Origin of the sequence: Bombella intestini (assembly GCF_002003665.1) — a bacterium.
Classification (GTDB): domain Bacteria; phylum Pseudomonadota; class Alphaproteobacteria; order Acetobacterales; family Acetobacteraceae; genus Bombella; species Bombella intestini.
In genome coordinates this window covers 127619-149756 of sequence record NZ_JATM01000002.1, presented here as the reverse complement: position 1 = coordinate 149756, position 22138 = coordinate 127619, and the positions used below count along the sequence as shown (strand labels likewise).

The window sequence follows — 22138 nt, the reverse complement described above, 5'->3', positions numbered from 1 at the left end:
CCGACAGATTACAACTCCTTCAACACCGGACCTGACCTATGAGCAGCTTTACCCCCTATCAGACCTCCCACCAGCTTCCCCCCGGTTCCGCTGGCCCGGCCCGGCTAAATGACGCACAAGGAACTAATGGAGACGTAGCCCTTCCGGCCAACGCCCTCAGCATCCCGGACATTCTGGCGTGGCACTCCATACCGCAGGAGCTGATCAACGCCATGGCGGGTAGCAGTCTGGCCGCAGGGCTAGAACGTATGATCGACTTTTCCCCCTTCCCCCTAAAACTGGGGGTGCCGATGGCACTAGGAGGGGCTTCAGGTTCCGGCAAGTCCCTAACTCTAGCCAAACTAGCCGCCCGCTATGCCCGACAAGCCCGACAGTCCGGTGGCAGAATAAGGCGGCCCCTCGTCCTTGCATGCGACAGCACACCGGGTAGTTACATCAAACTCGCCTCCATCTTGCGTGGCTGCGACATCGACCTCATGAAGGCCTATGGCGGTATAAATCCCCGCTTTATCGACAGCTATAACCGCATCATTCTGGTGGATTTGCCGGGGCTCTGCGTCTACTCCCCTAAGGCCATGACAGAAATGAGAGATGTCGTAGCCCGTACGGAAGCCAACCTCTCCCTCGTCATCCCGGCGGGGATGGACCCGGAAGAAAGTACGGACATTGCCGCTGCCTTCCAGCAATATGGTGCAAAATCGATGATTGCCAGCCGTATGGAGCAATCCGGCCGCATTGGCAGCATCATCACAGCGGCAGCCTGCGGCCTCTCCCTAACCTATGGCAGCTATTCCGGCAGCATCAATGAAGGCTTTACCCAACTAACACCTGCCATTCTTGCCCGGCGGCTTCTAGTACTGCCGGGGTGAGCAAGGCGGGGACTATCCCCCGCCAAAGCTGCGCACCAACCCACCCGATACCATCTGAAACCCATCCACAAGCACAAAGAAAATCAGCTTGAAAGGTAGGGAAATAGTCGGAGGGGGCAACATCATCATGCCCAAGCTCATCAACACGCTAGAGGTGACAAGGTCGATTACCAGAAAAGGCAGATAAAGCAGAAAGCCCATCTCGAACCCACGGCTTAGCTCTCCAACCATGAAGGCCGGAACAATGACCCGCCACGGCGGAGGTGGTGCAACCCCGTTGGCTGGTGCAGGCTGGGGCTTGAGACCAGCAAGATGATAAAAAATAGCTACATCATTCGGACGGGCGTTATGGATCATGAAATCACGGAACGGCTCCGCCGCTGCCTGAAGTCCGGCCATCTCTTCTACCCGGCCATCCATCAGAGGTTCAATGCCCTGCTGCCATGAGCGTTCCAAAGTAGGTTGCATGACAAACAAAGTCAGGATCAGGGCCAAAGCCACCAGCACCATATTGGGCGGCGTTCCCTGCGCACCGATGGCACTCCGCAGAAGGGAAAGCGTAATGATGATACGGGTAAAGGCTGTCATCATCACCAGCAGGCTGGGTGCCAGAGACAGAAACGCCACAAGGGCCGTAAGCTGGATAAGGCGGCTTGTCGTCCCGGCCTCACCAATTCCGCCACCTTTTCCCATATCCAACGTAACGGACTGAGCTGTAGCCGGATGAGCTAAAAAACACAGCAGTGTGATAGCCCCTACAAGACTAAACACCCCTACCACCCCCAACAGCACAGCCCGCCGTAGACGCCGCCAAGTCGCTACGATTTTTTCCCTGCTCTCAGAGGCAGGACGGCCTTCCATCGCACAGTCCGCCATCATGTCGTCTCCTGCCTCTGTCCTGCTTTTTCCATAGGGCATGATTCTGCCGTAGACGCCGCACCAGCCCCCAACCAGCCAACGCACAAATCAGACGGGCCGCCCGTCAGAATAATGGCTGTCGCCCGCCGCCCCTCCGCATCCCGGACCACTACGGAGAACAAGGTCCGTTTCGCCCCTAGGGGGATAGCTTCTTGTACCTTCAGGGCACGCTCCTTCATGCCGCCATCATTCAACAGGGCAGGCATACGGTGCTTCAGCCGCCGCACGCACCAAGGCGTGATAAAAATCAGCCCTACAACAAGCAGAAGAGCTAGAAGCGGGTTCATGTGAAATCCCATGACAGCGTGCATCATGGCATCAGAACCGTGCGTCTCTCCAACAGGGGCTACCATCATGTGCTAGCGGATGAAGACATGATCTCCGTCATTGTCACGGCGATATTATCATCCTCAATGATGGTGATTTCACCACGGGCGATTAGCCTGTCATTAGCGTAAATATCAATCGAAGAACCAAGTTTCCGGTTCAACGGCACCACAGCACCACGACCAAGACGTACAAGGTCCCGAACCGGCATTTTCACATCACCCACAACAGCCGTAATCTTGACTGGAACATCAAGGATCGCCTCCCGTTCCCGCTCTTTTTCTTGTTGAGTGTCATGCAGGGGTCTGCTCTCTTCTTGTCCATCCGAGGCAAAATCAGCCAGATCGACCTCTGGTGCGTGCGTCTGCTGCGCCTCCTGCGCCGTTTCCGCTGTGTTGTTATCCTCTGCCATCGTTACTCTCCTTCATGCTCTGCTGTCTGTTTTTCATCCGGGGACGGGTTGACGATGGGGCGAGCCTCCGCAGCGTGTGGGCGGGTCAGGGCCTGCATGGCATCATCCACACGCTGACGAACCCCCTCCGCCCATTTTTGCTGGTCCAGAACAATCTGTGTCTCTTCTGCCGCAACCGTGAGATGTCCCATCTGGCGGTCCGCTTCCACATGCAGGGACACACCCTTCAACCCGGCCAATGCAGCCCGTAAGGCGGCTTCATCCGCTACCGAGCAGGTCAGACTAACCGGCCCCTCACACCGCTGGACAAGTGCGGCGGCATCCTCCGCCAGATGGCGGCTCAGTTTTGTGCGGGACAAATCACCAGCGACCAGCTCTTCCACCGTCTGGCATACGCCCTGCACAAACAGATCAGCCATTTGTGTCGCAATGTCATGACGGCGGTTTTCTTCCTCCTCCATGAAGGCCAGAACCTGCCGCACGGCCTCCGCCATCTGGCCAGAAAGCTGCTGACCAGCCGCCTGCTCGCCCGCATCATGTCCCTGCTGCCAAGCATCCCGTTTTAATTGTTCCAACTCATCGGGATGGAGCGTGACAACCGGTTCCTCAGTGGGGGCTTCATCCTCCTGGTCAGCCGCATCATCCCTCTGCTCCACACCTGCCTGCATGGCAGGCTCGTGAGCGGAAAAATCCTCCAAACTATCACTGAAGGCCCGGCTCCCGGCAAAAGACGTAGCCTCCAAGCCTGTTTGCTGCTGCTGTCCCATTGGCGTCACTCGATGATCTCATCATCAGACGAGGATGGCGAAATATCAATTTCTCCATCGTTGGCCATTGTCTTGATAAGGGTGATAAGCTCCATCTGGGCTGCTTCAGCATCCCTCATACGGACAGCCCCCAGCCCTCGGATCTCATCTTCCAGAAGGCCAGCAGCACGTTTGGAAACACAGCCGAAGAAGAGTTGCCGAATACTCTCATTCGTACCCTTGAGGGCCAGAGGCAGCCTGCTTTTGGCCTCACCATCACGATTGATGGCCGCCATAACACGCATCATATCATCCGGTGTCAGACGCTTGATGTCATCGAAGGTGAATTTCAGCTTGTTCACCTTCTCCATATCTTCCTCGCTCCGGCGACCAAGCTGTTCTGTCAGAAGGGCTTCGGTCTTCCGATCGAAATTATTATATACCTCCGCTACAAAAGCGTAGCTGTCCCGCTTTGTGGACCGACCAAAGGCAGTAATAAGCTCCTTGCGCAGGGTTGTTTCCAAACTCTCCAACACATCCTTGCTAACCGGACTCATATGCAAGATGCGCATGATAACATCCGTAGCGAAATCTTCCGGGAAGAGTGAAAGAACACGGGCCACATGGGCCGGTGAAATATAGCTCAGAATAACAGCGACCGTCTGCGGCTGTTCGTTACGCAGATAATTGGCAAGAGCTGTTTCGGGCATATTGCCCATCTTGGCCCAGACACTTCGCCCAGAAGGCCCTCTAATGTCCTCCATGATCTTCTCGACCATTTCAGCCGGGAGGGCACGCTTCAGATAATCTTCTGTCGTTTCGTAACTACCAACAAAACCATCCGAACTTGCGAATTTCTGCGAAAATTCGCTACAGACAGCTTCCACAACTGAGGCCTTAACCAGCCCCAGAGACGACATAGCCCGCGAAATATCCCGCACCTCATCTTCCTGAAGGGAACGGAAAATACGGGCAGACTGTTCCTGCCCAATGGCCAACATCAAGATCGCAGCCTTCCGGCTACCGCTCATCCCTGCCGTCAGGCTAGGTGGTGCCACGCTGGATGATGAAACTTCATTACCTGTCTCCGCAGAGAGTGCCTGTTCTGCCATGGTTGCGTCTCCTCAGCTTTCTGCCGCCTGTTTGGGGGGCTCCGGCTCAGCCAGCCAGTTGCGAACAACAGCGATGGCGTCTTCAGGATTCTCTTCAACACGCTGCACCACACGGGCCAGAGCCTCACGGCGCATCTCGCCTTCCACCCCTTCCACGCTAATGCGGTCGCTACGTCCTGCCTCACCCTCGGCAGAACCTCCAGCAGCTCCGGCCGCAGAGCCACCGGCGGCGGTACCATCTGTTTCAACTCCCTTACGGGCACGGCGCAGGATGGGCCCGAGCAGCATAGCGGCGGCCCCCAGAAGAAGCAGAATGGGGACAATCCATTCCGCCAAATAGATCATCATCTCCCGGGTGAAGAATGGCGTATCTTGCTGAGGCAGATCGGCCCCGCCATCCACACGGAACGGCATAGACACCACATTAACCTCATCCCCACGGGCCTTATCGTACCCGATAGCCGTCTGCACAAGCTGGGTCAGCCGCTTGACCTCTGCCTCATCCAACGGCTTCCACGATGGCTTGCCCGCCTTGTCGGTAGTAACCGTTCCATCGACCATAACAGCAAGACTGATACGGGACACACGGGGCCGAGTTTGATTAATGACACGGGTCCGTTTGCCAATCTCATAATTGTTGGTCTCATCCGTCCGCTCCTCGCTGGAGCCAGTACGGTTATTGCCTGCATTAGCGTTCGGAAGGTTATTACCTACACTGGTGTTCTGGTTAGCTTCGGTATTGGCGCTCTTGTCCGTACTCATACTCTGAGAACGTAGAACCTGCTGGTTAGGGTCGTAAGATTCATCCGTCTCATGAATGATGTCCGTATTCATGGTTACGGCGGCACGGGCCCGAACATGCCCCATACCCAACGTGGGCGTTAGGATATCTTCTACCGCCTGCGCAAGACGCTGTTCCTCGGAATGACGCTGCTTCTCAAGCGAAGATTCCTGTCCGGCGAGACTGTCCGGATCACCCGGACGAGCCAGAACGTCACCCCGTGTATCTACAATGGAAATGCCGTGCGTCCGTAACCCCGGCACAGCGGCCGACACTAGATTTTGGATTGCTGCAATTGCATCTTCCGACACGGCACCAGACCGACCGACATCTAGAATGACGCTCGCCTGAGAAGGATTCGTTTCTGTAGAGAAAAGATCACGATGCGGCAGAACAAGATGAACCCGCACATTCCGCACGCCATGAATTAAACGAATGGACCGCTCCAGCTCCCCTTCCAACGCTCTAGTTTCATTAATGCCCTGTTCAAACTGGGTACTGGTCAGTGTGCCACTCTTATCAAAGAGTTCATACCCTACGGCACCACCACCGGGTAGGCCAGCCTTTGCCAGCAGAAGACGAGCCTGTGCTACATCATTACCCGGAACATACAGACTACGACCATCCGGCCCTGTTGTTGTCGGAATATGAGCCTTGGCCAGATCATCCACCATCTCGGCAGCTTCATTCAGCTCCAGGTCACCATAAAGCAGAGCCATAGGCTCTGATCGATTATGGAAAGCAATCACCCCCAAAGACAGCAGAAGAAGCACGCCGACAATCCCAAGGGCTGCAAGCCGCATACGGCCCAGATTCTTCAGCCCTTCCATGATCTTCGGCAAACGGAGCTTATCAAACTGCATATGACGGGTATCTACCTGCTGCTTTCACCCCGGACGCCAGACATGCTGTTTCCGGTATTCACCATAATCTGCCCTACTCGGAAGAGGACATCTTAACCACACCATCAATTAACCTTGCTATGATGGCGTGTAAAGTAGATAGCAAGGTTAATTGTAGCAACTTTTGCAAACAAACCTTTAAGGGGCGTAATACGGATTGGAAGGCGGTGCCTTACCTTCCGGTATCATGAGACGGTTTGCATTCTGCTGTGTCGTCAATCCTCGTGGCCCTTCGTAAACCTCATGAGCCATGTTGGGTGTCAGTTCTGGCCGTGCCCAGCAATCAACACCATTCCAACTCTGTGTGCAGTAAGGCTGAGGGGGTAGGACACGTTCCGGTGGGTTGCACCAATCTTCTCCCTCGGCCAAATAACCGGCCTGACAGTCCCGCCCTGTCAGTTTACTGGCGAGATAGTCCGGCGCACAGGCTGTCAGGCCAGCAACAACAGGCAGCATGACCAACATACGCTGCCACAGACCATGAACGAAACAAAGCCGCCTCATCATTCGTTTCTCTTTCATGACAGTCCCATCACTGCCGTGAGGGCAACAGAGGCCCATGCTGGGACATGGTCTCATACTGTATATGATCTACCGTACCATCCGATGACACAGCATCCTGTCCGACTGGCAGGTTCACTCCTCCATCACCAAAGGCAACGGGAACAGAAAGAACGGCATGATGAAAATGCCGAACACCTCCCAAATACTGCGACACCAGATTCACCCTGTCCGGTGTCATATGGGCCATGATGCCAGAGAGCTTGCGGATGTTCATGGATGCTGCAATGGCAATAAGCACATGCGGGTCCATCACATTGAAAACCGCCGCTGCTTCACGCGGGCGCATTGCCTCGTAGATGCCTACCAGCCGGGCTGCTGCCTCCTGCGGGACCAGCTTATGGTTATCCACATGGTCAGACAAATCAGCCATGGACTGATTCAGCAGATGGAAACGAATTTCCAGTGCTTTGCGGGCTGAACCCAAAATGCGCTGCTGCTCTTGCATCTGCTGCTCCACCCCATCGGCAGGCAAGGCATCACCTCCCGCTGCTATGGCAGGTCGCACCGTTGGTATCCCGCCGAGCAACGCCAGCATCATGCAGAAAAAGGGCCAGCCCTTATAGTGATGGAAACGCCTGCTGAGCATCAGCCCCCCAATGGAATATCAGCGTCTTGATCCGCCTCGCTGATATCAGGCGTCTGGGAAGGCCAATGCGGGTCTGGCTCATCATCTCCAGCCGGTATGCTAGCCTGCGGCTCTACCTTGCTGGCGTCAGCCTTTCTGGCTCCTCCCTTGCGAGAAACAGAAATACGCACATCGCCCTCAAAATGGGCATCCTCATGGATGGCACAGCCTGTCGGGCTCCCCATCTCAATCACGCAATCCGAAATACGAGCACCAGCCCCAGCAGAAAGACGCGGCGTTGTGAACGTCACACCGGATACGCTGCCATCAATGATGATGGATGTCGCTTCTACCTGACCATCCTTCATAACGCCCGTTTCTGTGACGCAGAGCTGGCCAGCCTGAAGCTCGACATGCTCCACTTCACCGGCGATAGTCAGGCTCCCTTCCAAGGTCCCGCAAAGATTATCTACAACCAGACCGCTGGGAATGAAGCCTTCCGGCTGTTTTGAATCCGACATTCACTACCCCTTTATTTTTACGCCATCAATATGGCCATGATAGATAGGCTACATAAAGCCTTTCAATGAAAAGACTAAGAACACATCTTAAGGCCAGTCAATTAATAAACCTTGAAATCATGACCGCATCAAGGTCTTTTTATGAGTATGTCATCAGAAAGGAAGAACGCTATCCAACACTTTCTGCCCGTACCGGGGCTGCTGATACTGCGAAAGCTGCCCCCGCCCGCCGTAAGAAATACGAGCCTCGGCAATACGGTCATGCGTTACGATATTATCTTCCGAAATATCCTGCGGTCGCACCACGCCACTGACCATGATCTGCCTCAGCTCACCATTTACCCGGACTTCCTGCCGGGCCACGACCACAAAATTACCATTAGGCAGAACCTGCGTGATGACACCTCCTAATGTCAGCGTGACCGTATCAATACGCCGGATCGTCCCCGCCCCATTATTGGAGCTAGAGCTGTTTGTCTGGAGAGCATCGGTACTCGTCAAATGAGACATAAGCCCACCCTTCAGGCCGAAGAAACTCGGAATCCCGAAGGCTTCGGCACCACTGCCGGATGCCGTTGTATTGTTGGTCACGTTGGCCGTATCAGCCACCTGTATTTTCACAGTCAGAAGGTCTCCCGCCTGTGCCGCCCGTTGATCCTTAAAAAAGGCACGGCTTCCCGGCCGCCAGAGGCTTCCGGCTTCAGTCGGCGGGGCCTGAAGCGGCGGGGTCGGCATAGTTACGGGCCGATAATCTGGCGCCAAAGTGGGATCGGCTGTCCGTGTCATCCGGGGGAGATGCCCCAACTCACTAAGCGTCTCTGCGCCCATACAGCCCGTCAACCCAAGCAGGGTAGTAGCAAGGCCCGCCATCCTAAAACCCTTGCGAAAGGAATGGATCATGGCCGGCTCCCATCACCCAGCATCAAGTTATTGATGCCAAGACGTTTCACTTCTTCCGAATCTGGAGGAATGGCTGTGGAAGATGCATCAACTCGCACCTCGCCAGAGGCCATAACCTTGCCGATGAGGACCATCCGGCTTCCCAGATTCAGGGCATGGATAAACTGACCACTCCCGCCATCCTCCAAGGCTCTACCCGTAGCGGTCAGGCGAATACCGGTACTATTATAGCTGAGCAGGACCGGGTCCCCCCGATGCACCAAAACGGCCCGCCGCAAGTCCGTCCCCTGCACGGGCTGTCCTGCCCCAACCGTGCGGACGAGTGCCATACCGATCATCTTCTCCGGCTCTGGCAAAGAACGAGCTAAGGGAGGCACAGTTCCTGTAAAAGCGGGGTCCATATGCATATCGTCTGGCTGGATGATATGGCCAGATGGCAACGCATGGTCATACACCATCACCGGCTGTACCGGGCGGATACTACCCCGCAACGGGAAACTGCCAGCCCCCATGTCTCCCACGGAATGAGAGGGCTGCACGGTTGCGGAGAAAAGCCCCGTCTTATGGTCCCAATTCAGATTCATAAGTGTGGCTGGGTCTGATTCAGACTCACCAGCAACGAGCGGTGTAAAGCTGGTCACATCCACTACGACACTGCCACCGCCCTCATCTTGCAAGATCGCCTTGCGGACGAGGGCAGCATAATCTTCCTTCCCCAGCACATGCCCTGCTCTCGTCAATGTCAGGCTGGTGGATGATGACTGGTCGTCCCAGTCCACACCGTACTGATCTGCCAATGCGATGAGTTGGCTGCCCCCGATAGTGATGCTCTTACCCGGTGCAGGGGCGGGGCCAAGCAGTCGGTCCTGCCCGACACCCAGCCCCTCGAAAACATCGGACAAATAGACAGAAGAGCCATGCACCACACCGGAAGGTCGCAAAGTGGCCGCCATGAGCGGGCCTGACACCACCCCACCAGCCAGAACCAGCCCCACACCTAACCGAGAACAGGCCAGCAGAAAGCGCCGTCCGCCTCTCCAATATCCAGTGCCGAGAAAAGCCATGCTGCTCCAACCCTTAGCGCAGGTTGGTCAGTGTCTGGAGCATCTCATCAGAAGCCGTGATGCTTTTACTGTTCATCTCATAAGCACGCTGTGCCGTGATGAGATCGGTAATTTCTGTCACCGCATTAACAGCCGATTCCTCAACAAAACCCTGACGGATAGTCCCAAAACCTGTTGTCTCCGGGTTGCCGATAATGGGGTCGCCCGAGGAGGTCGTTTCCGTAAACAAGTTCTGCCCCATAGCAGCTAGACCATTCTCATTCTGGAAAGTCGTTAACTGAATCTGTCCAGCGACCTGAGAGTTTGGCTGCCCGGAAAGCGTGTATTGCACCTGTCCGGTCTGGTCGATGGTGATGTTCTCGGCATTATTAGGAATGGAAATATTCGGAGTCAGCGGGTAACCGTCCGCCGTCACGATCGTGCCATCTTGAGAAAGGGAGAATGTGCCGTCACGGGTATAGGCATATTCCCCATTAGGCAGAAGAATACGAAAATACCCCCGCCCCTCTACGGCAAGGTCCAGCGCATTGCCAGTTTGCGACAATGTGCCCTGCTCATTAATGCGGTAGATCGCCGCCGTGCGCACACCCAGACCTACCTGCGCCCCAGCAGGCACCCGATACCCAGTATCGGAACTCATCGTCCCGACCCGGCGCAGGTCCTGATAAATCAAGTCCTGAAACTCGGCCCGGCGTCGTTTGTAACCTGTTGTCGTCATATTGGCGATGTTGTGAGATATGGTTTCCACATTGGTGGACTGGGCCTGCATACCCGTTGATGCAACATCAAGTGATCTCAGCATAAATGAACATCCTCACAACTCTGCCATCACCCACGTTTCCAGCAACGCAAGGCCACCCTGACAATGGCAGGCACAGAAAACACATTAACCGTACCTTCCCCATAAACCGACATAAAAACCATTATCAAGGTTAATTGTAAGAATAAATCATTAATTAAGCCATATATTAATGTTCAAGTAATGATATACTCTTCCATAAAACATGTTCAGATGGCATGATATCTCTATTCTTGTCATGATATAGCCTTTAGGAACAGTCTCCATGGATGTGACCGGTTATCTCGCCCTTTCGCGCATTGATGCGCTGACACGGGGGCTGGAGGTTACGACCAACAATCTGGCCAACAGCAGTACGGATGGCTTTAAAGAACAACGGGTTCTCTTTTCTGACTATCTGTCCCGCCAGCATGGTGATCAGCTCATTAATGGTGAAAAGACCCTGACCTACAATCAGGACAGATCCACCTATATGGATATGCTACAGGGCGAACTACGCCAGACAGGCAATCCACTGGACCTCGCCATCAACGGGGCTGGCTATTTCATGGTCCGCACCCAGCAGGGAATCCGGCTGACACGCAACGGGCAGTTCCACCGTAGTGATGATGGAACCCTTGTTGATTCCCTCGGTAATGCCTTGCTGGATGACCAACGCCAGCCCATCACCCTGACACCTGATGACCAAGTTCTTCCCCTTGGCATTGGGGCGGATGGCATCATCTCAACAGAAAAAGGCGACATAACCCGCCTCGGACTTGCGACAGTTGATAACCCCAATACGCTTCATGCTGAAGGGAATCATCTCCTCCGCCCAGCCAATGAAAATGACCTGCAAGCTGTGCCTGCTCAAGAGATTCGCCAAGGTATGCTGGAATCCAGCAACGTGAATGCCGTGGAGGAGACCACAGCAATGATCAAAACCCAACGGGAATATGACCTCAACTTCCAGCTACTTCAGACGGAATTCACCCGCAGGCTGAACGCCATCGACAAAATTGCAACAGAGGTAACAGCGTAGCTAATTTTAGCCATATCAAGGCCTATTTAACAAATACAGGCTTTGTATTTAACTTCCCTTAAACTCAGAGCCTTAGGGTGAGATGTGGATGACGTCACTGGACCATCATCCAGACGTATCTGGCCATAGGGCCAGTCCCTCACTCCGGGAGAAAGACTGAAACCATGGATCTTGGCCTGTCCCTCAATATTGCCACATCCGGTCTCAAAACGATTGAGAACGAGCTTTCCACAGCATCCAACAATGTCACTAATGCATCCACACCGGGTTATGTGTCGGAGACCGCCAACACATCCTCTACTGTCGTCTCCGGTGTGGGGGTTGGCACAACCTCAACAGCCAATCGGCTGAACATCTCCAAACCCCTTCAGGATGCGTTGTATCAGCAGAATGCCCATGTCTCCGGGCTAACAGCCACCAGCAACTCCCTTGCTGCCGTTTCTGCCGTGCAAGGAACAACAACGGGGTCTGATGGGGCCAACACCATCGGCACGCTGACCAACAATCTCCAGAATGTCAGCACGGCGTTCGTTAGTCTCTCCAACACACCGCAGAACAGCGCATCACAGCAGGGTGTAATTTCCGCTGCGCAGACTCTTGTCAGCAACATCCATACCCTGTCCTCGGTCTACCAAGCCCAGCGTCAAAGCGCACAGGATGCCGTGACTAGTACAGTCTCTGGCATCAATACTGACCTGACCACAATCGGGCAGCTTTCCCAACAAATCATGCTAGCCCGCAGCTCTCACGCTGATACGGCAGACCTCGCCAACAAACGCCTAGAGGCCATGCAGAGCCTCTCCAATAAGCTGGGGGTTAACTTCACCGAGAAACCAAATGGGGACATGCAGGTCACTACGCAGGACGGCACACGCTTACCCACACGACCGGACCAGCTCGGCCTTTCTGATGGGCAGTTCCTAGCCCCCAGTACAACATGGCCCCTTTCCACAAAAGCCACAGCTAACCTAACCCCCAGCATGTACCATGCTACAGATGGCAGCGATCAGGGTGTGTCGGGCATCATGCTGGCCGGGAAAGACATCACCTCACATCTGACAGATGGAACATTAGGCGCAAACCTTACCCTGCGGGACTCAACCTACCCACAAATGCAGGCGCAGCTTGATGCCTTCTCCTACACACTCATCAACCGCTTCAACACTGCGGGGGTGTCCCTCTTCACCAATGGCAGCACGCAGCCTCTCTCCAGTGATCCAACGAAAACGGCACCAGCAGGACTGGTCGGGCTTTCCTCCCAACTCTCCGTCTCTGACACTTATCAGAAGACCCCATCCCTGCTGACAGCAGATGGACCGGACGGTCACAGCAGCACACTTGCCAATGCCGTCCTCAGCAAAGCCATGAGTGGAAGCCTAGAAGCCACATCCGGGGCACTGGCTGCGCCATCCTCCGCCCTCGGGCCGGATAGCACACAGGCCACGGGCTATGATGGAACGCAAAGCCTCGTCCAGCTCGCCACATCCCTCACTACCAGTCAGGCAGGGGTGATTAGCCAGACCAGCAGCACCCTCTCCACAGCCACATCCATACAGACCTCTCTTTCCACCAAGGTTTCCTCAGTTTCCGGTGTAGACGTCAACAGCCAGATGGCTGCCATTGTGGCCCTAAAAAACTCCTACTCGGCCAATGCCAAGGTCGTCTCCATGGTGCAGTCCATGTTCAGCACATTGCTGGATGCCGTCCACTAACAGCCTACCCGGCCCCAAAAGCCGGGTAGTTTTTCCCTCCCACCCCACAACCTACACAGGAGTGCAGCCCCATGAGCATGAATGTCAGCCAGTATGGTGCCGCCGGAGCAAACCTGATTCTCAATGCGGGCATCAGGCAAATTGAATCCGAGCAGACAGACATTGCGTGGCAGACCTCACAGGGGACTACATCCTCCAGCATTTCTGGACTGGGTAGCGACCAACAGACCATCCTGTCCCTCAGCCCGAAACTAGCCGAACTAAATGGCTATCAAGACAATCTCTCATCCGTCCAGAGCCGCCTATCCCTCAGCTCCACGGCTTTCAAACAGGTTACCGACCTTGCACAATCTCTCAATACCCAGCTGCTGGGGATGCTCTCCTCGGAAGGCAGCACCAGCACCGCCACATCCACCGCAGCCGACAGTGCACGGATGGGCCTAAGCAGCCTTGGAACTATCCTCAACACGTCTGACGGAAACGGCTTCATCTTTGCCGGTCAGAACACATCCACGGCCCCTGTTACATCGCCTTCAACACTCAGCAACAGCTCGCTAGCGCAGACAATTTCCCACCTCGTTTCTGGGCTCAATGAGAGCAACAGCAATGAGGTCTTCAGTCAGGCTACAACCGCCAGTGCAGATAACAGCACTGGAATGAGCGTTTTTTCTCAGGCTCTTTCCCAGCCTGCCGATCAGGCTAGTCGCCTCCAATCCTCTGCCATCATTGGGCCGGATGGCTCCAGCGTCCAGACCGGGCCAGTCGCCACGGAAGGGGGGCAAGCCAGCAGCACCTCCACCGGCTCCCCCATACGGGACCTCATGCGGGACATGATGATCATGACCTCCATGAAAGGGATGGCCTCGACCACACCCGGCTTTACCAGCCTAGTCCGCCAACTACATGATTCATTGGGCAAGACAACCAATCAGCTCATCGACATGAATACCAGCGTTGGTGTTACACAGAACACCCTGACCAAACAGCAGGGCATCTATTCCAGCCTTCAGCTAATGGTGAAGGAACAACTTTCCAATGGTCTCAACGTCAATCTTGCCGAAGTGGCCTCTCGGTCTTCCGATCTCAGCCTCCAGCTGAAAGCATCTTTCTCTCTCATCGCCGATACCAAAAATATGTCACTAGCCGACTATCTCTAAACTCCATCCCCCACGGGTATGAAAAAACGGGCCATTCACCGCTTGGGCAGGTGAGTGGCCCGTTTGCATTTATGGAAAATAAGGCAAGTTTTAGATAGAATCTTTCTACCGCTCATCTCCGAACAACTCTTAAAACAAAACTGTCTGGAGCCGAGGCAAACCTCACAAAACTGCTGATCCGCTCCAGAGACCATCCATGAAGCACGGATATTCATCCGTAATAAGATTATTATGGAGACAGTTATGAGCGACAGTAAAAAAGAGCAACATAATCATAGTACATCCATCCCACATGACACGGTGCTCTCTGCCTACCGCCGGATAAAGACGATCCGTGCCTTTGAGGACCGCCTGCATGACGATTACAAAACAGGTACCGTACCGGGCTTTGCCCATCTTTATGCCGGGCAGGAAGCTACAGCCGTAGGAATCTGTAGCCACCTGACAGATCAGGACCAGATCGCCAGTACACATCGCGGGCATGGTCACTCCATTGCCAAAGGTGTGGATGTCGTGGCGATGATGAAGGAAATTTACGGGCGGCAAGGCGGCATCTGCCATGGCAAAGGCGGCTCCATGCATATCGCAGACCTGAACAAAGGTATGCTGGGTGCCAATGGTATTCTAGGAGCAGGCGCACCCTTGGCCTGCGGTGCTGCCCTAGCGGACAAGCTGGCCGGCAAGGGGCATGTTGCCATCGTCTTCGGCGGTGATGGTGGCGTGAACGAAGGAGCCGTGCTGGAGAGCATGAACCTCGCCAGCGTCTGGAAACTTCCCCTGATGTTTGTTGTAGAACATAACGGCTACGCTCAATCTACGCCGCAGCACAGGACAACATCTGTCAGCAATTACGAAGATCGAGCCAAAGGCTTCGGCATGGCATCCGCAACGGTAGACGGGCTGGATTTCTTTGCCGTGTACAAGACCGCAGGTGAGCTTATCCAGAAAATGCGTGCCGGACATGGCCCTGTCCTGCTGGAATGTCGGACGACCCGTTTCTATGGCCATTTCGAGGGAGACAGCCAAGTCTACCGCCCGACTGGAGAAGTGGAAAACGCCCGGAAGAACCATGATTGCCTGAAGCTGTTCGCAGAATCAGCCTCAAAAATAGGCATCAGCCCGAAAGAGCTGGAACAGGTGGACCATGAAGTGGCGGAGCTGATCGACAGAGCCGTGCAAGAAGCCCTCAAGGCTCCCTATCCGGCCCTCGGTGAACTCCATAACGGCGTGTACGTCTCCTACTAACAAAAATCATTTGAAGGACCACCAATCATGACAAGACATATCACCCTAAAATCAGCCATCAATGAGGCTCTGGATCAGGAAATGGCCAGAGACCCGAAACTCCTTATCTTTGGTCAGGATACTGCTGGTGGCGTTGAGGCCGGTGGCGTGGCCGATACATGGGGCGGTGTATTGGGTGTCACCAAAGGACTTTATACGAAATATGGGGACCGGGTGATTGATGCACCCCCGACAGAAATGGCCTATGTCGGTGCCGCCGTTGGGGCCGCCCTTGCCGGTGTACCCGTGGTAGCGGAGGTACCCTTTATCGACTTCATGGGCGTTTGCTTAGACCAGCTTCTCAACCAAGCTGCCAAAATACGCTACATGTTTGGCGGTACGGCTGAAATACCACTCGTCATCCGCACCATGGTCGGGGCCGGAATTAATGGGGCAGCCCAACACTCCCAGATGCTGACCTCCATGTTCACCCATATTCCGGGACTGAAAGTCATCTGCCCTAGCACCCCCCATGATGCCAAGGGCCTGATGATCGAAGCCATTCGGGACAAGGACCCCGTCATTTTCTGCGAGCCTAAGTTCTTTTACGATGTCTCCGGCACCGTTCCTGCGGAACCATACACCATCCCATTCGGGCAGGCTCGGGTCGCAAAAGCAGGGGAAGACGTATCCATCGTCACCTACGGGCCAATGGTGCCGCGGGCTTTGGAAGCCGCTAGCCAACTGGAACAACAGGGCGTCAGTGCGGAAGTAATCGACCTGCGCACACTCTCCCCGCTGGACCTGACCACTGTTCTAAACTCGGTCCGCAAAACCGGGAGACTCGTTGCCGCTGACGAAGCACATCCCCGCTGCAACATGGCAACAGACATCATCGCACAGGTAACGGAACAGTGCTTCCCGTCCCTGAAAACCGCCCCGCAGATGGTCAGTGCACCCCATACACCCGTTCCCTTCTCCCCGGTTCTGGAAAAAGCCTACATCCCCGGAGTGGAACAGATCATCACAGCCGTCACCAAAACGATGACGTCCCCTTCATAAGGGACCATCTCCTGCCCCGTACCGGCCCGGTATGGGGCAAACGGCATTTTCCCAACACACATCAAGGGAATAATACTCATGACCAGTTCCCCTTATAAAAACCAGGCAACGATCACACTGGCTGCTGCCAATGCCCTCATCCAAAACGTCTTGAACACAGGCAAGGCCCAAGGCCTTCATCTTTCCGTTGCCGTAACGGATGCAGGCGGACATCTTCAAGCCTTTGGAAGAAGTGATCTTGCTGCCTTTCTGACAGTCGATATCTCCCAAGATAAAGCCTGGACAGCCTGCTCATTCGGGCAGCCAACACATGTCTGGAATCAACTGGTTCAAGACCCTCACATGGCTCCCATAACCGGCCGGGCACGGCTGGTCGCTGTAGGAGGTGGATACCCTATCATCGCAGATGGTCAGGTCATTGGTGGCCTTGGTGTTTCAGGCGGGACACACGAACAAGACAGTAACATGGCCGAACAGGCCCTGAAGAGTCTGGGATTCGATCTACCCTGAAAAATACTTCAGAATAAAATCTGAACGCTATCGCGGACTTGTTGCCGAAGGGATAGTTCGAATAAAAGGAGGGTCATGTTGCCACAGATAGGGACCCTCCAATGCCTCAGATGACTATTGCCATAGGCGTGAGGGAAGACAATCTAATCCCCGCTCTAGTCTCCATAAAATCAATACTGGAAACAACCCGGAATAATCGAGCGTTGGCTTTTGCCATCTTTCATGATGGCATCAATGAACAGATCACCAATCTGGTGAAGATGTTTCTATCCTCTTTCGAGGTGGATTTTTCCCTCATCAACATGCCTCGCATCCTTGCTGGTTTTACCTATAAGGACATCATCTGCGAGTACTTGCTCTACCCCCTCCTCATCCCCCAATATTTTACCTCACGCAATTTCATATTGAGCATCGGGGCAGGCTCGCTGGTGCGGGGGGATGTCCTATCGCTGCTGGAGCAATTCCCCACCGAGAAAAAAATCGGGGCTGTCCGCTGTATGTACCATGCCCATACAGCCCTTAATCGCTTTCATAAACTTACCGACACGGCCCGGACTGTTCTCCAGATAGAGAACACAGACCGTTACTTTAGTCGCAACGTGCTTCTTTTCAACAGGCAGGCCATCTCAACAGAAGAAAGTCAGGCCTGTATCCAGCTACTAGACGAGACATGGCATACTAAAGATGAAGCTATTTTGAATTACCTCTTCCATAACTCCCTGCATCTCTTCCCACAGGAGTGGAACTTCCAGATGCCCCTCTTCTCGGAACCAGATAAGGCCTTTACCCCCTCCTGCCGCCAAGCCATTGCCGAAAGCCGCCACACCATCAAGCTTGGCCAATTTTCTAGCTTTCTCAACCCGGATGACATGGATGCCGCTCTAAAACAGACCAATGACCTTGTCCAAGAATATAAGAAGACAGCTCTCTCCGTCATACATGATACTCAGAACAAGCTGGCGCATCTCCTATTCGACCCCATGTGGACAACGCTTGAAAAGATCACATAACACCCCGTCTTACGCCCTGCCCGATCTCATTGCGCTTTCTCAGGTTACCCCATCATGAAGACCGTCCCCATTGTCATGTCTCTGGACAAGGCCTATGTCATCCCCGCCATTGCCACGATACGGTCTGTGCTCGACTCGGTGTCTGACAAAAGCCGCATACCGTTCATCATATTCCACAAAGAGCTAGACCCCTTCACCATCAAGGTCATGACATCTTTGGTAAACGATGCTGGCGGGACAATATCATTTACAAATGTCCAGCAGCATTTTGTAGATTACCAGCTCTCCACAGAAGAAATGTACTATGCGCTGCTCATACCGAGGATAATGACAGACTATGAATTCGTCTTCTTTCTAGATGCCGATCTCATCGTGACTGGCGACATTCTTTCGCTCATCCACGAAATGCCAAAAGATAAAAAAATTGGGGCCGTGCGCTGTTTTTTCCGCAACACGATTCTCCCCGATGACTCACCAGCCGAGCTACATCAGCAAACACGCGAGACCGGACTAACTGATACACGCCGCTATTTCAATGCTGGCCTCATGCTCTTCAACATGAAAAACATAACCCAGTGGGACAGTAACCGCTGCTTCCAGTTCATCAAAGAACACTGGACAGGACATGCCGAAAGCATCCTCAATGTAGTGTTCCACGAGTCCGTGCATTTTTTCTCAACCCGCTGGAACTTCGCCATGACGTTCATCTCCGAGATGGCCATGCCCTTCCAGCCGGATGTGCGGGACGATGTCGATGAAAGTAGAAAGAACATTCAGGTGCAGCATTTCCTGTATGTATCCAAACCGTGGCACAAATATCATTATCAGCTGCTAGCGGTAGCCGGATGCCCAGCACTCACCCAGTATCTCCAAAATTACAAGCAAACCCTCCGCACCGCCATGAATGATGTCTCCAACCGGGCAGCCCGCTTTATCTATGGCCCCTCATGGCAGGCTACAAAAGCTTATTTGAACCCTGAAGAAACACTCCAGCTGCCATAAAAAACGCCACCGTGAAAACACGGTGGCGTCTTCCGCAGCTTTGTCCAGAGAGACACGGCCCCCGAAAGGGCCGGCCACCTTCCCCTTACTGGAACAGGGAAAGAATGTTCTGAGACTGACCATTGGCAATGGAGAGAGACTTAATGCCAAGGGACTGCTTGGTCTGCAGGGAGGTCAGCTTAGCGGACTCAGCAGACATATCAGCATCTGTCAGGGCACCAGAGGCAGCCGTCAGGGAGTCAGAAGACTTCTGGCCATAGGAGCTCATAGTGTCGATGGTCTGCTGGTTAGAACCCAGATCAGACGTAACGTTCGTCATGGCAACAATGGCCTTCTGAACACGCCCGACCATAGCAGCAACAGCCTCGGTCGGATCCTTACCAGCGTAGGCAAGTGCAACACCAGTGGATGTTGTTGTCAGGAAGTTATTGGAGGTCGGGTCACCTTCAGCCTGACCATTGGTTGTCAGACCCAGAACATCTGTCAGCGTAGCGCCGGACCCACCAGTCGTAGAAGCAATCAGGCTGCCATAGCCTGTCAGTGTCTGTGTATCACCCTGGAGACCTGTAACAAAGGTCAGGCTGTTGGCGGTGATACCCAGGCTTGTGCTGGTGCTAGCAGCTGTACCACCGAACAGCAGGTTGATCCCCTTTGTCGTAGCGTTGCGAGCAATGGTATCAATGCTCTTCATGTAGCCTGTCAGCTCCTTGTCGAGCTGGCCCAAGGAGGACTCGTTGCCCATGTTGTTACCAACAGTGGTAACAGCATTCTGGACGTTCTGCAGAATGTTGATGATGCTGTTAGCAGCAGAGTTTGTGGAGCTGACAATCTGGGAAGCATAGCTCAGACCATCATTAACAGCGCTCTGACCAGCAATATCACCCCCGATCTGGGAGGAAATACCGAAAGCAGCCGGGTTATCAGAAGCGTTAGCAACTTTCTTACCGGTGGAGACGGCATTTTCTGTCTTAGCCAGATCGCTCTGCGTGGTGTTCAGTGTTTCCAGAGCAACCATTGAGGACTGGTTGGTATTGATAGAAAGACTCACAGTCTTTTCTCCTTGCACATCTGTATTACAAAACAACGATCTCGTCGTTGACAGATGAATAGAAACACAGAAACCTTACATGTTTCTTACAAAGGACATTTCAAAATAACGGGGCAAAGAAAAATACCGCTCTTTAGCCATCAGATTCATTTTTCCGTAAATAAGGCCTTGGGCTGCGCAGCCGCCCCGGGACAGGCACAACAATCTGATCAGAGAAATGAGGGGCAGACTCTTCCTCTAGTTGAGCAGATTCAACCACTTTGGTTTGCTCAAGAGCTTTCTGCTGTTTTTCCAACTGCTCTTCTAGCTGGTGCAGCATAGCCTTGGCTGCTTCCACCACACCATTTAGATCAGATTCCTGCTTTTCCGAATGTGCCAGAACACCAGACAGAGACTCGGCAGTCTCTTTCGTCATTTTCTGCTGGTCGATAAGATCTTCTTCTACATTGCGGGCACGCTCCAGCAAGACAGACAAACGCCTGTCTCCCTGTGTCACCTCATGCCGGACACGCTCGAACATATGATTCATCTGCTCTGTCGAGGCATCAAGCGTAGCAACCATCTCATTCAACGCTGTGTAGGAGTCCCGAATAACACCCAGCCGCCGGACGATAAGGCGTGAGCTGATAATCCCGGCTATCAGGACAACCATCAAAAGAATCTCGATGATGAGCTGACTATTGTTCAGAAGCATGATGTCCCCTCTGTTCTGCTGACTGCTGCTCCACCGAAATGGAACCAAGAGACGCCAGCAGCTCCGGCGTCAGATCTTCTTCCAGCGGGATGAGACGCTGATCTATCCGGACAGCCTGCATCCGGTGCAACCGGCCCAGCGTGCCTTCAAAAATTGGTGTTCCATCACATTCCATCCTGACAGAATGTGGGGTTTCTCCCTTGTTTGGCAGGTGGAGGACACTCCCTTTCTTCAACGCCAGAATCTGGGAGAGCGGGAAAAACGCCGTCTCGAACACAGTCGAAACGGTCACGCTTGTTTCCATGATTTCGGAAATGAGATGATTTTCCCATATGGAGTCATTACCGAAATTTTCCCCCATAAACTGCTGGGAAAGTTTCTCTCTTACAGGCTCCAGCGTGGCATAAGGGATGACGATATCCATATCCCCGCTCCTGTCGCCCATATCAATATGGAACCGAGCCGCAATAGCTGCATTGGAGGGGCGAGCAATCACCGCCAGACTGGAGCTAATCTCCAACCTTTCAAAAGTCAGATCAACCTTGCCGACCGGGGCAAAGGCCTCGGACAAATCCGCCAATGTAATGACGATCAGCTTTTCAATAAGGGCTCTTTCAAGAGCTGTATGGGGGCGATTCTCAATAATCTTCGGGCCAGCCCCCCGTTCTCCGCCCATCAATATGTCCACAATGGAATAAGACAAGGACGAATCAACAACGACCAGCCCGTAGTTTCGCCACTGCTCCGCCCGGAAAACCGAGAACAAAGAGGAAGACGGCACTTCACCCATGTAATCCCCAAAACGCAGGGACCGCATGTTCTCCATGGTAATATCGACATTATCATTGGTAAAGCCACGCAATGTCGAAGAAAGAAACCGCACGAGCCGGTCAAACACATTCTCCAGCATGGGCATGCGCTCATAGGCTACAAAACCAGCCTTAATGATGCGCTCCATCCCGCTTTCTTCTCGCATGGCAGAGCCGGAAAATGCATTACCGAGCATGGCATCAATAGCGGACTGGTCCAACGCATGGCCGTCCTCTTCACCATCATCCCCCTCATGCGCAGCGACCCCGGAGGAGGAGACATCTTCCTCTTCCGGGGTATTATTCCATGCGGCATGGTCTTCTGTGTCCGGGCTGGGCTGCTCCACTCCCTGCCCTTCTGTCAAGCCAGACTGATCAGCCTGTGCCTGCTCCTCTTCATCCGCCATTG

General features: G+C 53.9%; 24 protein-coding genes. 9 read left to right on the top strand and 15 right to left on the bottom strand.

Annotated features, from left to right (window positions below; all coding sequences use genetic code 11):
* Positions 1-38 precede the first annotated feature (38 nt).
* The gene (locus AL01_RS03825; RefSeq protein WP_077396109.1) at positions 39-869 is read left to right on the top strand and encodes a hypothetical protein; all 831 of its coding nucleotides are present in this window, start codon (positions 39-41) and stop codon (positions 867-869) included.
* 12 nt (positions 870-881) lie between these two features.
* Here AL01_RS03825 and fliP read toward each other — a convergent pair whose 3' ends face one another.
* The 12 genes from fliP to flgG form a co-directional block, all read right to left on the bottom strand.
* The gene (gene fliP, locus AL01_RS03820) at positions 882-1748 is read right to left on the bottom strand and encodes a flagellar type III secretion system pore protein FliP (RefSeq protein WP_241502687.1); all 867 of its coding nucleotides are present in this window, start codon (positions 1746-1748) and stop codon (positions 882-884) included.
* Positions 1745-2143 (bottom strand): hypothetical protein, encoded by a 399-nt coding sequence (locus AL01_RS03815; RefSeq protein ID WP_077396108.1) that lies wholly within the window; start codon positions 2141-2143, stop codon positions 1745-1747. Before AL01_RS03815 ends, fliP begins: the two co-directional genes overlap by 4 nt.
* Positions 2140-2526, bottom strand: coding sequence for a flagellar motor switch protein FliN (gene fliN, locus AL01_RS03810; protein WP_077396106.1), 387 nt, complete (start codon positions 2524-2526; stop codon positions 2140-2142). The genes AL01_RS03815 and fliN overlap by 4 nt, the downstream gene beginning before the upstream one ends.
* 2 nt (positions 2527-2528) lie before the next feature.
* A complete protein-coding gene (locus AL01_RS03805) occupies positions 2529-3302 on the bottom strand; it encodes a FliH/SctL family protein (RefSeq protein WP_143280672.1) in 774 nt (257 codons plus the stop codon).
* On the bottom strand, positions 3299-4384 hold the full coding sequence (locus AL01_RS03800) for a flagellar motor switch protein FliG (protein ID WP_193791533.1): 1086 nt from the start codon (positions 4382-4384) through the stop codon (positions 3299-3301). The genes AL01_RS03805 and AL01_RS03800 overlap by 4 nt, the downstream gene beginning before the upstream one ends.
* 12 nt (positions 4385-4396) lie before the next feature.
* On the bottom strand, positions 4397-6028 hold the full coding sequence (gene fliF, locus AL01_RS03795; protein WP_077396103.1) for a flagellar basal-body MS-ring/collar protein FliF: 1632 nt from the start codon (positions 6026-6028) through the stop codon (positions 4397-4399).
* A 177-nt stretch (positions 6029-6205) separates the two neighbouring features.
* The gene (locus tag AL01_RS03790) at positions 6206-6589 is read right to left on the bottom strand and encodes a hypothetical protein (RefSeq protein WP_241502686.1); all 384 of its coding nucleotides are present in this window, start codon (positions 6587-6589) and stop codon (positions 6206-6208) included.
* Between the two features lie 10 nt (positions 6590-6599).
* A complete protein-coding gene (locus AL01_RS03785; RefSeq protein WP_077396101.1) occupies positions 6600-7217 on the bottom strand; it encodes a MotE family protein in 618 nt (205 codons plus the stop codon).
* Positions 7217-7717 carry a bactofilin family protein gene (locus tag AL01_RS03780; RefSeq protein WP_077396099.1) on the bottom strand — a complete coding sequence of 167 codons (501 nt, stop codon included), beginning with the start codon at positions 7715-7717 and terminating at the stop codon, positions 7217-7219. Before AL01_RS03780 ends, AL01_RS03785 begins: the two co-directional genes overlap by 1 nt.
* Before the next feature lie 153 nt (positions 7718-7870).
* Entirely contained in the window at positions 7871-8617 is a 747-nt protein-coding gene (gene flgH, locus AL01_RS03775) for a flagellar basal body L-ring protein FlgH (RefSeq protein WP_077396097.1), read from the bottom strand.
* Entirely contained in the window at positions 8614-9681 is a 1068-nt protein-coding gene (gene flgA / locus AL01_RS03770) for a flagellar basal body P-ring formation chaperone FlgA (RefSeq protein ID WP_077396096.1), read from the bottom strand. Before flgA ends, flgH begins: the two co-directional genes overlap by 4 nt.
* A gap of 13 nt (positions 9682-9694) precedes the next feature.
* Positions 9695-10483 (bottom strand): flagellar basal-body rod protein FlgG, encoded by a 789-nt coding sequence (flgG, locus tag AL01_RS03765; protein ID WP_043558144.1) that lies wholly within the window; start codon positions 10481-10483, stop codon positions 9695-9697.
* A gap of 262 nt (positions 10484-10745) precedes the next feature.
* On the opposite strand from flgG, the gene flgF reads away from it, so the two are divergent.
* The 8 genes from flgF (at position 10746) to AL01_RS03725 (ending at position 19178) form a co-directional block, all read left to right on the top strand.
* Positions 10746-11501 (top strand): flagellar basal-body rod protein FlgF, encoded by a 756-nt coding sequence (gene flgF, locus AL01_RS03760; protein ID WP_077396095.1) that lies wholly within the window; start codon positions 10746-10748, stop codon positions 11499-11501.
* 164 nt (positions 11502-11665) lie between these two features.
* Positions 11666-13213: a flagellar hook-associated protein FlgK gene (flgK, locus tag AL01_RS03755; RefSeq protein WP_077396093.1), complete on the top strand. Its 1548-nt coding sequence runs from the start codon at positions 11666-11668 to the stop codon at positions 13211-13213.
* A 71-nt stretch (positions 13214-13284) separates the two neighbouring features.
* A complete protein-coding gene (locus tag AL01_RS03750; RefSeq protein ID WP_077396091.1) occupies positions 13285-14370 on the top strand; it encodes a hypothetical protein in 1086 nt (361 codons plus the stop codon).
* Positions 14371-14613: 243 nt separating this feature from the next.
* Entirely contained in the window at positions 14614-15615 is a 1002-nt protein-coding gene (locus tag AL01_RS03745) for a thiamine pyrophosphate-dependent dehydrogenase E1 component subunit alpha (protein ID WP_143280671.1), read from the top strand.
* Positions 15616-15642: 27 nt separating this feature from the next.
* Complete coding sequence (locus AL01_RS03740) at positions 15643-16656, top strand: alpha-ketoacid dehydrogenase subunit beta (RefSeq protein WP_077396087.1); 1014 nt, start codon at positions 15643-15645, stop codon at positions 16654-16656.
* A 78-nt stretch (positions 16657-16734) separates the two neighbouring features.
* Positions 16735-17166 (top strand): GlcG/HbpS family heme-binding protein, encoded by a 432-nt coding sequence (locus AL01_RS03735; RefSeq protein ID WP_077396086.1) that lies wholly within the window; start codon positions 16735-16737, stop codon positions 17164-17166.
* Between the two features lie 101 nt (positions 17167-17267).
* Complete coding sequence (locus AL01_RS03730) at positions 17268-18176, top strand: glycosyltransferase (RefSeq protein WP_077396085.1); 909 nt, start codon at positions 17268-17270, stop codon at positions 18174-18176.
* Positions 18177-18230: 54 nt separating this feature from the next.
* Complete coding sequence (locus AL01_RS03725) at positions 18231-19178, top strand: glycosyltransferase family 8 protein (protein WP_077396083.1); 948 nt, start codon at positions 18231-18233, stop codon at positions 19176-19178.
* Between the two features lie 85 nt (positions 19179-19263).
* On the opposite strand, the gene AL01_RS03720 is transcribed toward AL01_RS03725, so the two are convergent.
* The 3 genes from AL01_RS03720 to fliM form a co-directional block, all read right to left on the bottom strand.
* Positions 19264-20226, bottom strand: coding sequence for a flagellin (locus tag AL01_RS03720; protein WP_077396082.1), 963 nt, complete (start codon positions 20224-20226; stop codon positions 19264-19266).
* 133 nt (positions 20227-20359) lie between these two features.
* A complete protein-coding gene (locus AL01_RS03715) occupies positions 20360-20920 on the bottom strand; it encodes a hypothetical protein (RefSeq protein WP_077396081.1) in 561 nt (186 codons plus the stop codon).
* A complete protein-coding gene (gene fliM, locus AL01_RS03710) occupies positions 20904-22136 on the bottom strand; it encodes a flagellar motor switch protein FliM (protein WP_077396080.1) in 1233 nt (410 codons plus the stop codon). The genes AL01_RS03715 and fliM overlap by 17 nt, the downstream gene beginning before the upstream one ends.
* Between the last annotated feature and the right edge of the window lie 2 nt (positions 22137-22138).